Here is a 13,199-nt window from a genome sequence, read left to right on the forward strand (position 1 = left end):
ACCCGGCCCCGACCGGGTTGCGCCGGTGTTCCGCGCCGGGCTTCCGTTCGTTGTGAAGTCCGTGTACGAGGTTGCCCGGAAAGGGGTGGGTCCTGCGGGACCGGCGGTGCTTGTTGCGTCGGTCTGATAGATGTGGAGGCCCCCAATTGACCCTCGAGCAGATACCGGACGACGGACATGAGCGCCCCAACCCCGGCCCCGGGTGACGACAGGCCCCGCGATGGGTACTACCCGGACCCGTCCATTCCTGGATATGTCCGGTACTGGAACGGCGCCTCCTGGGTGCCGGGCACCAGCCGTCCGGCACCGACGGACGGCGAAACGCTCGCCCCGCCGCCGGGCGCGCAGCCGGCCCAGCCCGCGCAGGCCGCCTCGGTGGAGGAGACCGGCCCGCACTTCTTCGACGAGGAGCCGGCCCAGGAGCCCGCACCGGACGGTGCCCAGCACGGCAGCCGTCCTGAGCCGGCGTCCGCCTGGGGCGCCGACCCCTCGCGGCAGTCCGGGTTCGGCGGCGACCAGGAGAACCGCGTCTCCTGGGGCGCCCCGCAGGGCACCGACCCGCGCGTGGCCCAGCCGGACGGCCGGGCAGCCCGTACGGACGGCTCGGCGACGATCCCCCCTGCCGAGCCGGAAGCGGACTCCGGAAGCCTCGCCTCCGGTGACACGTTCATGATCCGTCGGCCGGTCGCGGGGGCCGGGGGAGCAGCCGGGAGAGCAGCCGGTGGAGCGCCTTCCTCCGGCACTCCCGAGCAGGCCACTCCGCACATCCCCAACCCCGCGGGCCCCGCGCCCGTCGACGGCACCATGGCCATCCGCGCGCTGTCCCCGCGCACGGGGCAGCAGGGCGGGGCGGCCGGGGCGCAGGCCGGGAGCACGGGCGCGTCCGCCGGTTCGGGCGCCGCACGTCCGGACGCGGGCCACCCCCCGGCGGCCGGTGCCCCGCAGGGCCCCGGCTTCGGCGCCGGGAAGGCCGCCGCCGACCGTGCCGCAGGGGCCCAGGGACAGGCTCAGGCGGGCGCGCAGCCCGCGGCAGGCCCCCAGGCCGCCGGTACCGCTCCCGCGGGCCTCTCGGGCCCGCAGCAGGCCGCCCCGAGCGTCCCCCAGCAGGGCGGCCCGCAGTCCGCGGCGCCCATGGCCGGCGGGGCCGGCGGCGGCCAGGCCTCCTGGGCGCAGCAGGTGCACCGGCTCGCGGGTGACGAGCAGCCGGTCGCCCCGTGGAAGCCCCCGGTCGAGGACATCTTCCAGGCCGCCGCCATGCGCCAGGCCTCCGCCCGCCCCGCGAACCTCGGCAAGCGGCTGGTGGCCCGGATGCTGGACAACTTCGTGGTGGCCGCCGTCACCTCGGCCGCCGCCGTGCCGTTCGGCATCAAGGCGATCGACCACGTCAACGAGAAGATCGACGCCGCCAAGCTCTCCGGCGAGACGGTCACCGTGTGGCTGCTGGACGGCACGACATCGGTGTACCTGGGCATCACCCTGGCCGTCCTGCTGCTGGTCGGGCTCGTCTACGAGGTCCTGCCCACCGCCAAGTGGGGCCGCACGCTGGGCAAGAAGCTGCTCGGCCTGGAGGTGCGGGACATCGAGGCCCACGAGCCCCCGGAGTTCGGCGCGGCTCTGCGCCGCTGGCTCGTCTTCACCGTCCCCAACCTGCTCGTCATCGGCGTCGTCGGCGTGGCGTGGTGCCTGTTCGACCGGCCCTGGCACCAGTGCCTGCACGACAAAGCGGCCCGCACGTTCGTCGCCGGCTGACCGGGGTACGTCCGTCCTACGCCCGTCGCGGGGTCACCCCCTGAGGCGAACGGCCCGGACGATTCCGTACTCCGGACGGCCCCGCGCCGGATGCGAAGTCGCGGGGTTCGCGGTCGACTCGGGCCATGAGCAGCGAACCGCCGCCCGGCTCCGGTCAGCCGCCTCCGGAAGACGACCCGTTCAGGAAACAGCCCCCGCCGCCCGAGGGCTCGGGATCGCCGTACGGCGATCAACCGCCGTACGGCAGCCAGCCCCCGCCGCCCTACGGCGGTGGCGGTGATCCGTACGGCGGCGGCGGGTATCCCACCGACCCGCTCGCCGGGATGCCGCCGCTCGCGGACAGCGGCAAGCGCACACTGGCGCGCATCATCGACATGATCCTCGTGGGCGTCGTCGTCTGGCTGCTCACCTGGGGATTCGGCGTCACCTCGTACGACATGGACACCGACGAGGTGGAGTACGGCAAGTCCTTCGCGCAGTCGCTGGTCGCCGCCGTGCTCTTCATCGGCTACGACACCTTCCTGATCGCCAGGACGGGGCAGACACTCGGCAAGAAGCTGCTCAACATGCGGGTCGCCAACCTCGACAACGGCGACACACCGTCCGTGCAGACCTCGCTGATGCGGGCGGCGGTGCTGTGGATCCCGTTCGCGTTCTGCTGCGCCTGCATCTGGACCGTCATCTGCGGCGGCTGGAGCTTCTTCGACAAGCCCTACAAGCAGGGCCTGCACGACAAGGCGGCGAAGACGGTGGTGGTCAGCACCGACGGCTGACGTATGCCGGCACGGTCAGGACTGCGTCAGGACTGGGTCAGGACGGGCTCTTCGGTCTGCTCCCGGTCGCCGACGGGCTTGCGCACCGTCACTACGCGGGACTTCTTCGGCAGGGGCACCGTCATGGCGACCAGCAGCCCGAGCAGGAGCGCCGCCACGGCGATGACGGCGATCCCCGCGCCCGAACTCGTCTGTGACAGCAGCAGCATGGCGAGCGTCGAGAAGATCACGGTGCACGAGCCGTAGGAGAGCTGTGCGGCGGTCGGACGAGGCATGATCATCGTGTCCTCGGAATCAGGGGTGCACGGGGGTTTCGGCCTGGCTTTCCGCCGACGTCCGGGCGTTCCGCCATCCGACTCTAACCGCGTGCATGCCCGAGGGGAACAAACCGTAAGCGTGACCTGACCAACAGTGCCGGTGCACGGGGGGCGCACGGAGTCATGGCGTCCAGCAAGTGGACGGGCGCACGCGCCTGTTGGTAGGGGAGTAGTTGTCCGTAAAACGAACATCAACTCCGCATAGTGCACTTGACTTGTTCAAGTCAAGGTCTGTTTTTTCTGCTTAACCTCTAGTCAAATGTCGTCACTTGACTACACGCGTTGATCAGGCGTGCGCGGACCCTCCGAGACCAGGACCTCCTTCCGCGCGCCCGGACGCGGGGGAGGAAGCAAGTGACCAGTAGACCCTGGACGTTCAGAGCGGCGGCAACCACCGTCGCGCTCGCGACGGCAGCGGCGACGTTCTCGACCTTCGCGGTGGCTCAGGCCGACGAAGGCGCGGCGGCACCGTCCGTGGAGCGCCACGACCCGGCGGAGCACCCTCACGCCGACCACAACCTGGAAGGCCCCCTGAGCAAGACCCTGGAGGCGCAGCGCGAAGAGGCGCTGAACCAGGTCATATCCGGCAAGGCCAAGGTGAAGGAGCGTGCCGGCTCCAAGGTCGTCGAGCTCAAGAGCAAGAAGGGCGACAGCAAGTACGTCGAGCTGGGCCGTGAGCAGACCGACAAGATATTCACGATCCTGGTCGAGTTCGGTGACCAGATCAGCGAGTTCGGCGGCACGCCCGGCCCGGCCCACAACCAGATAGCCGCGCCCGACCGCAAGAAGGACAACTCGACGGCCTGGCAGGCCGACTACAACCAGAAGCACTACCAGGACCTCTACTTCGGCACCGGCGCGAAGACCGAGTCGCTGAAGAAGTACTACGAGAAGCAGTCCTCGGGCCGCTACTCGGTCGACGGTGAGGTCACCGACTGGGTCAAGGTCCCGTACAACGAGGCCCGGTACGGCAACAACGCCTGCGGCCAGACCAACTGCTCCAGTGTCTGGAACGTCGTCAGCGACGGTCTGAACGCGTGGGTCGCCCAGCAGAAGGCAGCTGGGAAGACCGACGCCGAGATCAAGGCGGACGTCAAGCAGTTCGACCAGTGGGACCGCTACGACTTCGACGGCGACGGCGACTTCAACGAGTCCGACGGCTACATCGACCACTTCCAGGTCGTGCACGCCGGTGAGGACGAGTCCGCGGGCGGCGGCGCGCAGGGCACCGACGCGATCTGGGCCCACCGCTGGTACGCGTTCGGCACCGACGCGGGTGCCACCGGCCCCGACGGCAACAAGCTGGGCGGCGCGAAGATCGGCGACACCGGCGTCTGGGTCGGCGACTACACGGTCCAGCCGGAGAACGGCGGCCTCGGCGTCTACGCCCACGAGTACGGCCACGACCTCGGCCTGCCGGACCACTACGACACCTCCGGCGGCGAGAACTCCACCGGCTTCTGGACCCTGATGTCCTCCGGTTCCTGGCTCGGCACCGGCAAGCAGGAGATCGGTGACCTGCCCGGCGACATGACCGCCTGGGACAAGCTGCAGCTGGGCTGGCTGAACTACGACACGGCGAAGGCCGCGACGGAGTCCGAGCACAAGCTGGGCGTCGCCGAGTACAACACCCGGCACAAGCAGGCCCTCGTCGTCGAGCTGCCCAAGAAGAAGGTCACCACCGAGATCGTCGCCCCGGCCCAGGGTGCGAACCAGTGGTGGAGCGGAAGCGGCGACAACCTCGCCAACACGCTGACCCGTTCCGTGGACCTCACGGGCAAGTCCGCTGCCTCGCTGACGCTCGACGGCTGGTACGACATCGAGGCCGAGTACGACTACCTCTACACCGAGGTCTCGACCGACGGCGGCGCCAACTGGACGGCCGTCGACGGCACGGTCGACGGTGCGGCCCTCCCGAAGGACGCCAGCGGCAAGCCGGCGCTCACGGGCACGGTGGACGCCTACAAGAAGCTGGTCTTCCCGCTCGACGCCTACGCGGGCAAGAAGATCGACCTGCGCTTCCGCTACCAGACGGACGGCGGCGTGGCCCAGAAGGGCTTCGCGGCCGACGAGATCACCGTGACCGCCGACGGCACCGCGGTGTTCTCCGACAACGCCGAGAGCGCGGACGCGGCTTGGAAGACCAAGGGCTTCTCGCGCATCGGTGCGTCCATCACGGACGACTACGCGCAGTACTACATCGCCGAGAACCGCCAGTACGTGTCGTACGACAAGGTCTTGAAGACCGGCCCGTACAACTTCGGCTTCTCGACGACCCGTCCGGACTGGGTGGAGCACTACGCCTACCAGAACGGCCTGTTGATCTGGAAGTGGGACACCTCCCAGGCGGACAACAACACCAGCAAGCACCCCGGTGTCGGTCTGGTCCTCCCGGTGGACTCCCACCCGACCCCGCTGAAGTGGGCCGACGGCACGCTGATGCGCAACCGCATCCAGTCCTACGACGCACCGTTCAGCCGCTTCCGCACGGACGGCATGACGCTGCACAACGCGGACGTCGCGGCGAAGATCCCGTCGCGTGCGGGGGTGTCGGTCTTCAACGACCGCACCAACACGTACTACGACGCGGCGACCCCGACGGCGGGTGTCAAGATCACTGACACCAACACCAAGATCAAGATCATCAAGGAAGCCTCGAATGGCTCGACGATCACGGTCGAGGTCACTCCCGCGGTGAAGTAATCCACGTTTTAGCAGGTCAGAGCGCTATCGGCGGCGACCCCCTGGCGGGGTTGCCGCCGATCGTGTTTAGGTGCACCTTGTGCTTCCCTTATTGACACCGACTCGCACGGGGGTGTGACCGCATGGCCGCAGGAGGTTTCTGCAAGCTGCCGACCGGCAGCGTGGTGGTGGCGCTGGAACTGCCCAGACCCACCGCCGACGGCACGGGCTGCGTCCGTGTCCTCGTCCACGCCCAGAACCGCGCCCGAGCCCTGACCAGGCTCCGCAACCTGGGCATGCGCGCGGTGTACCTGCGCGGCAACGGCTCCCCGCCCACCCCGGACGAGATCACGGCGGTCCTGCACCACCCGGACGGCCTGATATGGCGAACGGCACCCGACAACGGTGTCGCGACCGCTCCAGAGCTGATGCAGGAGCTGTGGCACCCGATCCGGGCGTTGCTGAGAAGGCCCGCTGCAACGCCCTGAAGGGGCGCGGGGCTGCATCGATATGCGGCTCCGCCGCGCGGGCGCGACCAGCCACAACGCCGCCGCAGCCGCCCGACGGCCTATCGCGGCACTACCGCAGAGCGCCCGGCGCTACGCGACCACGGGCTTCCCCAGCAGCTCGACCCCCGCCTCGCGCATCTCCTCCAACGCCCGCTCGGTGGTCTCAGTAGCCACACCCGCGGTCAGGTCCAGCAGCACCTGAGTACGGAAGCCCTCCCGCGCCGCGTCCAGCGCGGTGGCGCGCACGCAGTGGTCCGTGGCGATGCCCACCACGTCCACCTCCGCGACCGCCCTGGCCCGCAGCCAGTCGGCCAGCTTCACCCCGTTCTCGTCGGCCCCCTCGAACCCGCTGTACGCCGCCGAGTACGCCCCCTTGTCGAACACGGCGTCGACCGCGCCGGAGGCGACCGCGGGGGCGAAGTTCGGGTGGAAGCCGACGCCCTCCGTGCCGGCGACGCAGTGGGCCGGCCAGGAGTGGGCGAAGTCGGGGTTCGTGGAGAAGTGGCCGCCGGGCGCGATGTGGTGGTCGCGGGTGGCTACGACGTGCTGGTAGCCGGACCCGGCCGCCTGCCCGATCAGCTCGGTGACGGCGGCGGCCACGTCGGCACCGCCGGCCACCGCGAGGCTGCCTCCCTCGCAGAAGTCGTTCTGCACGTCTACGACGATCAAGGCGCGGCGCATGGTCGGTGTCCTTCGGTTATGGACGCTGAGGTCGGGACGGTGAGAGCGTGCGGGCCCGGCCGTGAACTTCCGAGCCTAGAGACTTCGCGTCGGGTGCGGGAGGGGGCATGGGGTGAGCGCGCCGGGCGCACTCGCTTCACGACCCCGTCTGGCTACCCGAGCGCCCGTTGACATACTCCGTCGGGATGACGGGTTCCCCGCGCGAGAGCTGCGTCGCGGACAGCGGCAGGTCCGCCAGGACGGCCGCGTGCCGGTCCCGTACGACGTCCAGCGGCTCGCGCGCCACGACGTCACCGCCCTTGACCAGCTCGACCAGCAGCTGCCGTTCGGCGAGCTCCGCCGGAACCGCTCCCGTGCCGATGACCTCGGCCTCCGCGACGCCGTACTCGTCGGAGCGCCGCGCGGCCCACTTGCGTCCGCCGATGGAGGTCTTGCCGCCGCTCGACTTCTTCGCCACTGCCACCAGCGGGGCCATCGGGTCGGTGGACTCGGCACGGGCGACCAGCTTGTAGACCATCGAGCAGGTCGGATGCCCGGACCCGGTCACCAGCTGGGTGCCGACGCCGTACGCGTCCACCGGCGCCGCCGCCAGCGAGGCGATGGCGTACTCGTCCAGGTCGGAGGTCACGATGATCCTCGTGTCCGTCGCGCCCAGCTCGTCCAGCTGCTGCCGGACCCGGTGCGCGACCAGCAGCAGGTCGCCCGAGTCGATCCGGACGGCGCCCAGCTCGGGCCCGGCGACCTCCACGGCCGTACGGACCGCCTCGGCGACGTCGTAGGTGTCCACCAGCAGCGTGGTGCCCCGGCCCATGGAGTCCACCTGGGCCTGGAAGGCGTCCCGCTCGCGGTCGTGCAGGAGGGTGAAGGCGTGGGCGCTGGTGCCGACGGTGGGGATGCCGTAGCGGAAGCCGGCGGCCAGGTCGGAGGTGGAGGCGAAGCCGCCGACGTAGGCGGCGCGGGAGGCGGCGACGGCGGCCAGCTCGTGGGTGCGCCGGGCGCCCATCTCGATGAGCGGGCGGTCACCGGCGGCCGACGACATGCGGGAGGCGGCCGCGGCGATCGCGGAGTCGTGGTTGAGGATGGAGAGGATCACCGTCTCCAGCAGCACACACTCGGCGAAGGTGCCCTCGACCCGCATGATCGGCGAGCCGGGGAAGTAGACCTCGCCCTCGGGGTAGCCCCAGATGTCGCCGGAGAAGCGGTAGCCGGCCAGCCACTTCAGGGTCTCCTCGTCGACGATCTTCCGTTCGCGCAGGAAGCCGAGGACGTCCCCGTCGAAGCGGAAGTTCTCGACGGCGTCCAGGACGCGGCCGGTGCCCGCGACGACGCCGTAGCGCCGCCCGTTGGGCAGTCGGCGGGTGAAGACCTCGAAGACCGACCGTCGCTCGGCGGTGCCCGCCTTCAGGGCGGCCTGCAGCATCGTCAGCTCGTACTGGTCCGTGAAGAGCGCCGTCGAGGGAACGTCCACCGGCAGCCCAAGGTCCGCTGTGTTCATGGCAACCGATGGTACCCCCATCTCGTCAGTCTGACGATTTGGTCCCCGGTGTTCGCCGAGGATTTGTGCGACCACCCCCCTCCGGTGGCAGCATGGGCTGTGTGACGTCACCCGCTCCCGTAGAGATCGAACGCACCGAAACGGCGGAAGAGACCTTCGCCGTACCCGAGCCGGACGTCCCCTGGGTCACGATCGTCCACAACGACCCGGTCAACCTCATGAGCTACGTGACGTACGTCTTCCAGTCGTACTTCGGCTATCCCAAGGACAAGGCCACCAAGCTCATGCTCGACGTCCACCACAAGGGCCGGGCGGTCGTCTCCAGCGGTACCCGCGAGGAGATGGAGCGCGACGTGCAGGCCATGCACGGCTACGGCCTGTGGGCCACCCTTCAGCACGACCGCAAATGACCTCCCGCCCGCAGGACCGGAAGTAGCGAATCGCCTCCATGCCAGGAACCTTCGAACCGCTCCCCGGCGGCGGCGCGGCCGTCGCCCTCGACGACGTCGAGATCTCCATCATCCGGTCGCTGGCCGTGCAGCTCCTGGAGCTCATCGGCCCCGGCCCCGGCGGGGACGCCTCCGACGACCCGCTCGCCGAGCTCTTCGCCGAGGGCCCGAGCGAACCGCCGGCCGACCCGGTCCTCAGGCGCCTGTTCCCGGACGCCTACAGCGACCCGGAGGGCACCCCGCAGGCCAAGGAGGCCGAGGAGCAGCGGGCGTACTCCGCGGAGTTCCGCCGCTACACCGAGAACGACCTGCGGGCCGGCAAGCGAGCGGGTGCGCTCGCGGTGGTGCACTCCCTGGACGCGCTCAGCGCCGCCTCCGCCGGGGAGGGCGGCGCGGTGCTCAAGCTCTCCGTCGAGGAGTCGCAGCAGTGGCTCGGCGCCCTCAACGACCTGCGCCTGGCCATCGGCTCCCGGCTGGACATCGCCGACGAGGACGACACCGAGCTGCTCTACCGGCTCCCGGACGAGGATCCGCGCAAGCCGATGGTGATGGCGTATCTGTGGCTGGGCGGGCTCCAGGAGACGCTGGTCGCGACGCTGATGCCGTAAGGCGTGCTCCCTCTCCTGAACTCGTCCTCCTGAACTCGTCGTGCCCCTTTTCTTGACGATCTGTGATGGTTTTGTGTTCGCTCAGCGGACGCTCAAATCCGGATAACGATCGCGTCACCGCCGCCGCCCGCTCTGCGGGCGGTGGTGCTGTTTGTCCGGTTCTTCCTGTGCGATGCGCCACATGTCCTGGGCCCGATCACTGTTACGGCCGTGATAAATCTTCACGACGCCCGACGAGCACCACCCGAATGTTCGGCCGGGTGCGCCACATGATCGGCGGATCGTCGGTCAGGCACAGCTCCAGCAATCCGGGGGGATCGAGACCCGATCCGAGGCCGACGAAGGCCCGGGTCGGCATGGAGAAAGGCGCACTACACATGACCTCTGCGAAGGTCACTGACGAGAAGGTCACGGGTGCCCCGGAAGAGGGGTACGAGCGAGGCCTGGGCAGCCGTCAGGTCCAGATGATCGCGATCGGCGGCGCCATCGGCGTCGGGCTGTTCATGGGTGCCGGAGCGAACATCGCGAAGGCCGGCCCCAGCATCATCCTCATGTACGCCCTCGCGGGCGTCGTCATCTTCTTCATCATGCGGGCCCTGGGCGAACTGCTCCTCTACCGGCCCGTCTCCGGCTCCTTCGCCGAGTACGCCCGCGAGTTCCTCGGCCCGTTCTTCGGGTTCGTCACGGGCTGGACGTACTGGCTCATGTGGGTGGTCACCGGCATGGCCGAGCTCACGGCCGCCGCGATCTACATCCACTTCTGGTTCCCCGAGATCCCGCAGTGGGTCAGCGCCCTGGTGTTCCTGGTGGTGCTCTTCGGCGTCAACCTGATCTCCGTCAAGATCTTCGGCGAGGTCGAGTTCTGGTTCTCGATGATCAAGGTCACGGCCATCATCGGCATGATCGTCATCGGCCTCGGCGTGCTCACCCTCGGCTTCTCCGACGCCGGTGACACCGCCACCGTCTCCAACCTCTGGGCGCACGACGGCTTCTTCCCGAACGGCATCGGCTCCAGCCTGATGACGCTCCAGGGCGTCATGTTCGCCTACCTCGCCGTCGAGCTCGTCGGCGTCACCGCGGGCGAGTCCGAGAACCCCGAGAAGACCCTGCCCAAGGCCATCAACACCCTGCCCTGGCGCATCATCGTCTTCTACGTCGGTGCGCTGCTGGTCATCCTGTCCGTCGTGAAGTGGACCGAGTTCTCCGCGGGCGAGAGCCCGTTCGTCCACGCCTTCGGCAAGATCGGCATCCCGCTCGCCGCGGGCATCGTCAACTTCGTGGTGCTCACCGCGGCCCTGTCGTCCTGCAACTCGGGGATGTACTCGACCGGCCGGATGCTGCGCGACCTCGCCTCCAACAGCGAGGCTCCGCAGGCCTTCGGCAAGCTCACCGCCCGCAAGACGCCCGCCATCGGCATCGCGGTCTCCGTCGCGCTCATGGGCATCGGCGTCGTCCTGAACTACGTCGTCCCGGAGAAGGCGTTCCAGTACGTCACCTCCGTCGCCACCGCGGCAGGCATCTGGACCTGGATGATGATCCTCGTCAGCCACATCCGCTACCGCGCCGCGGTCGACGCGGGCCGACTGCGCGCCTCGTCCTTCCCGGCTCCCGGCGGGGCGATCTTCAGCTGGGTGGCGCTCCTCTTCCTCATCGGCGTGACCTTCATGATCGCGTACGACAAGGACGCGCGGATCTGCCTGTACGTCGCGGCCGGCTGGGCCGTGGCCCTGGGCATCGGCTGGGCGATCCTCAAGAGGCGCAACCCGCAGATCACCGTTCGCGGTGGCGACGAGCCCGAGCTCGAGAAGGTCGGCTGACACCAAGACCGTGGACGTCCGCCGCAGGGGGCACTCGTGGCGCTCCCTGTGGCCGCCGCTCAGGACGTCCACATCCCAGGACGTAACCCACGTCCGGCATATGGGCCGCTCCGTACCATCCCTCGGTACGGGGCGGCCCCTCTGCTTATCCTGACGGGCATGCTGACCATCACCCAGGCCCTCGTCGACCAGATCGTCGCCCACGCGCGCAAGGACCACCCCGACGAGGCGTGCGGCGTCGTCGCGGGCCCGGCCGGCTCGGACCGTCCCGAGCGCTTCATCCCCATGCTGAACGCGGCCATGTCGCCCACGTTCTACGAGTTCGACTCCGGCGACCTTCTCAAGCTCTACCGCGAGATGGACGACCGCGACGAGGAGCCGGTGGTCATCTACCACTCCCACACCGCCACCGAGGCCTACCCCTCGCGCACCGACATCTCCTACGCCAACGAGCCCGGCGCCCACTACGTCCTCGTCTCCACCGCGGACACCGACGGCCTCGGCGATTTCCAGTTCCGTTCGTTCCGGATCGTGGAAGGCGAGGTCACGGAGGAGGAGGTCACGGTGGTGGAGTCGTACTGATCTCGCTATTCGGCCGGAATCCATCCAGTATGCGAGATCACACTCCAGGGCCCTGACCGGGAATCGATACGATGACCCCATGGTTCTGAACGACGTGAGCGACAAGGCGCCGAGCGTGCTGCTCGTGGCGCGGCTGCACGTCGACCTGTGCAGGCTGAACAGCGCCATCTGTTGACGTTCCCTGCCGCCGTACGGCCGTGAGCCGCGGCGTGCCGTCGTGCGCCCACTGACCCCTTTACTCCCGACAGGAGCCCGCAACCATGGCCATCGAGGTCCGCATCCCCACCATCCTCCGCACCTACACCGACGGTCAGAAGGCGGTGGAGGGCAGCGGTGACACCCTCGCCGAGCTGTTCACCGACCTCGAGACCCGGCACGCGGGCATCCAGGCCCGCATCGTGGACGGCGGCGAACTGCGTCGCTTCGTCAACGTCTACCTGAACGACGAGGACGTCCGCTTCCTCGAAGGCATCAACACCAAGCTCGCCGACGGCGACAACGTCACGATCCTGCCGGCCGTGGCCGGCGGTATGGCCTGATCCACATGCGCTACGACTCCCCGCTCGCCGCGGTGGGCAACACTCCTCTGGTGTGCCTGCCGCGGTTGTCGCCGTCCGAGGACGTCCGTATCTGGGCCAAGCTGGAGGACCGCAACCCCACCGGCTCGGTCAAGGACCGCCCCGCCCTGCACATGATCGAGCAGGCGGAGAAGGACGGCCGGCTCACCCCGGGCTGCACGATCCTGGAGCCGACCAGCGGCAACACCGGCATCTCGCTGGCCATGGCGGCGAAGCTCAAGGGCTACCGCATCGTGTGCGTGATGCCCGAGAACACCTCGCAGGAGCGCCGGGACCTGCTCGCCATGTGGGGCGCGGAGATCATCTCCAGCCCGGCCGCGGGCGGCTCCAACACCGCCGTACGCGTCGCCAAGGAGCTGTCGGCCGAGCACCCCGACTGGGTGATGCTCTACCAGTACGGCAACCCGGACAACGCGGGCGCCCACTACGCCACGACCGGCCCGGAGATCCTCGCCGACCTCCCCTCGGTCACCCACTTCGTCGCCGGCCTCGGCACCACCGGCACCCTGATGGGCGTCGGCCGCTACCTGCGCGAGAACAAGCCGGACGTGAAGATCGTCGCCGCCGAACCGCGCTACGACGACCTGGTGTACGGCCTGCGCAACCTCGACGAGGGCTTCGTCCCCGAGCTGTACGACGCCTCCGTCCTGACCACCCGCTTCTCGGTCGGCTCGGCCGACGCGGTCACCCGCACCCGTGAACTCCTCCAGCAGGAGGGCATCTTCGCGGGCATCTCCACCGGCGCCGCACTGCACGCCGCGATCGGCGTCGGCAAGAAGGCACTGAACGCGGGGGAGTCCGCCGACATCGTGTTCGTCGTGGCCGACGGCGGCTGGAAGTACCTCTCGACCGGCGTCTACACGGCGGCGACCACCGAGGAAGCGATCGAGACGCTCCAGGGGCAGCTCTGGGCATGAGCCGGTCCGCCGGCTCCGGGTCCGCGAGGCCCCGACAGGGCG

Annotated in this window: 14 protein-coding genes; 11 read left to right on the top strand and 3 right to left on the bottom strand. The window is 69.4% G+C overall.

The window, feature by feature from the left end:
• Positions 1-177: 177 nt before the first annotated feature.
• A complete protein-coding gene (locus BLU79_RS25060; protein ID WP_093908153.1) occupies positions 178-1,749 on the top strand; it encodes an RDD family protein in 1,572 nt (523 codons plus the stop codon).
• A gap of 125 nt (positions 1,750-1,874) precedes the next feature.
• Complete coding sequence (locus tag BLU79_RS25065) at positions 1,875-2,522, top strand: RDD family protein (RefSeq protein ID WP_093908154.1); 648 nt, start codon at positions 1,875-1,877, stop codon at positions 2,520-2,522.
• A 26-nt stretch (positions 2,523-2,548) separates the two neighbouring features.
• Here BLU79_RS25065 and BLU79_RS25070 read toward each other — a convergent pair whose 3' ends face one another.
• Entirely contained in the window at positions 2,549-2,797 is a 249-nt protein-coding gene (locus BLU79_RS25070; RefSeq protein ID WP_093908457.1) for a hypothetical protein, read from the bottom strand.
• Positions 2,798-3,193: 396 nt separating this feature from the next.
• Here BLU79_RS25070 and BLU79_RS25075 point away from each other — a divergent pair, with 396 nt between their 5' ends.
• Positions 3,194-5,542 (top strand): immune inhibitor A domain-containing protein, encoded by a 2,349-nt coding sequence (locus tag BLU79_RS25075; protein WP_093908155.1) that lies wholly within the window; start codon positions 3,194-3,196, stop codon positions 5,540-5,542.
• Between the two features lie 122 nt (positions 5,543-5,664).
• Positions 5,665-6,009, top strand: a complete 345-nt coding sequence (locus BLU79_RS25080) for a hypothetical protein (RefSeq protein ID WP_093908156.1) — start codon at positions 5,665-5,667, stop codon at positions 6,007-6,009.
• Positions 6,010-6,120: 111 nt separating this feature from the next.
• Here BLU79_RS25080 and BLU79_RS25085 read toward each other — a convergent pair whose 3' ends face one another.
• Positions 6,121-6,711, bottom strand: coding sequence for an isochorismatase family protein (locus tag BLU79_RS25085; RefSeq protein ID WP_093908157.1), 591 nt, complete (start codon positions 6,709-6,711; stop codon positions 6,121-6,123).
• 136 nt (positions 6,712-6,847) lie between these two features.
• Positions 6,848-8,206: a nicotinate phosphoribosyltransferase gene (locus BLU79_RS25090; protein WP_093908158.1), complete on the bottom strand. Its 1,359-nt coding sequence runs from the start codon at positions 8,204-8,206 to the stop codon at positions 6,848-6,850.
• A 92-nt stretch (positions 8,207-8,298) separates the two neighbouring features.
• Between BLU79_RS25090 and clpS the strand changes: the two genes are divergently transcribed.
• The 7 genes from clpS to BLU79_RS25120 all read left to right on the top strand — a co-directional run bounded on the left by clpS (position 8,299) and on the right by BLU79_RS25120 (position 13,157).
• Positions 8,299-8,616, top strand: a complete 318-nt coding sequence (gene clpS, locus BLU79_RS25095) for an ATP-dependent Clp protease adapter ClpS (RefSeq protein WP_093908159.1) — start codon at positions 8,299-8,301, stop codon at positions 8,614-8,616.
• 38 nt (positions 8,617-8,654) lie between these two features.
• Positions 8,655-9,263 carry a DUF2017 domain-containing protein gene (locus BLU79_RS25100; protein WP_093908160.1) on the top strand — a complete coding sequence of 203 codons (609 nt, stop codon included), beginning with the start codon at positions 8,655-8,657 and terminating at the stop codon, positions 9,261-9,263.
• A gap of 377 nt (positions 9,264-9,640) precedes the next feature.
• The gene (locus tag BLU79_RS25105; RefSeq protein ID WP_093908161.1) at positions 9,641-11,080 is read left to right on the top strand and encodes an amino acid permease; all 1,440 of its coding nucleotides are present in this window, start codon (positions 9,641-9,643) and stop codon (positions 11,078-11,080) included.
• Between the two features lie 159 nt (positions 11,081-11,239).
• A complete protein-coding gene (locus BLU79_RS25110) occupies positions 11,240-11,662 on the top strand; it encodes a M67 family metallopeptidase (RefSeq protein WP_093908162.1) in 423 nt (140 codons plus the stop codon).
• 79 nt (positions 11,663-11,741) lie between these two features.
• Positions 11,742-11,837, top strand: a complete 96-nt coding sequence (locus BLU79_RS50065; RefSeq protein ID WP_311737150.1) for a putative leader peptide — start codon at positions 11,742-11,744, stop codon at positions 11,835-11,837.
• A gap of 85 nt (positions 11,838-11,922) precedes the next feature.
• Entirely contained in the window at positions 11,923-12,201 is a 279-nt protein-coding gene (locus BLU79_RS25115; protein WP_093908163.1) for a MoaD/ThiS family protein, read from the top strand.
• 5 nt (positions 12,202-12,206) lie between these two features.
• Positions 12,207-13,157: a PLP-dependent cysteine synthase family protein gene (locus tag BLU79_RS25120; protein WP_093908164.1), complete on the top strand. Its 951-nt coding sequence runs from the start codon at positions 12,207-12,209 to the stop codon at positions 13,155-13,157.
• Positions 13,158-13,199 lie beyond the last annotated feature (42 nt).

The organism is Streptomyces sp. cf386, from assembly GCF_900103585.1.
GTDB lineage: Bacteria > Actinomycetota > Actinomycetes > Streptomycetales > Streptomycetaceae > Streptomyces.

What these genes read in the sequence shown, in the direction of transcription:
- BLU79_RS50065 (WP_311737150.1), top strand. Translation starts at nt 11,742, where the DNA reads ATGGTTCTGAACGACGTGAGCGACAAGGCGCCGAGCGTGCTGCTCGTG.
- BLU79_RS25110 (WP_093908162.1), top strand. Translation starts at nt 11,240, where the DNA reads ATGCTGACCATCACCCAGGCCCTCGTCGACCAGATCGTCGCCCACGCG.
- BLU79_RS25105 (WP_093908161.1), top strand. Translation starts at nt 9,641, where the DNA reads ATGACCTCTGCGAAGGTCACTGACGAGAAGGTCACGGGTGCCCCGGAA.
- BLU79_RS25060 (WP_093908153.1), top strand. Translation starts at nt 178, where the DNA reads ATGAGCGCCCCAACCCCGGCCCCGGGTGACGACAGGCCCCGCGATGGG.
- BLU79_RS25065 (WP_093908154.1), top strand. Translation starts at nt 1,875, where the DNA reads ATGAGCAGCGAACCGCCGCCCGGCTCCGGTCAGCCGCCTCCGGAAGAC.
- BLU79_RS25120 (WP_093908164.1), top strand. Translation starts at nt 12,207, where the DNA reads ATGCGCTACGACTCCCCGCTCGCCGCGGTGGGCAACACTCCTCTGGTG.
- BLU79_RS25080 (WP_093908156.1), top strand. Translation starts at nt 5,665, where the DNA reads ATGGCCGCAGGAGGTTTCTGCAAGCTGCCGACCGGCAGCGTGGTGGTG.
- clpS (WP_093908159.1), top strand. Translation starts at nt 8,299, where the DNA reads ATGGGCTGTGTGACGTCACCCGCTCCCGTAGAGATCGAACGCACCGAA.
- BLU79_RS25085 (WP_093908157.1), bottom strand. Translation starts at nt 6,711, where the DNA reads ATGCGCCGCGCCTTGATCGTCGTAGACGTGCAGAACGACTTCTGCGAG.
- BLU79_RS25070 (WP_093908457.1), bottom strand. Translation starts at nt 2,797, where the DNA reads ATGCCTCGTCCGACCGCCGCACAGCTCTCCTACGGCTCGTGCACCGTG.
- BLU79_RS25100 (WP_093908160.1), top strand. Translation starts at nt 8,655, where the DNA reads ATGCCAGGAACCTTCGAACCGCTCCCCGGCGGCGGCGCGGCCGTCGCC.
- BLU79_RS25115 (WP_093908163.1), top strand. Translation starts at nt 11,923, where the DNA reads ATGGCCATCGAGGTCCGCATCCCCACCATCCTCCGCACCTACACCGAC.
- BLU79_RS25090 (WP_093908158.1), bottom strand. Translation starts at nt 8,206, where the DNA reads ATGAACACAGCGGACCTTGGGCTGCCGGTGGACGTTCCCTCGACGGCG.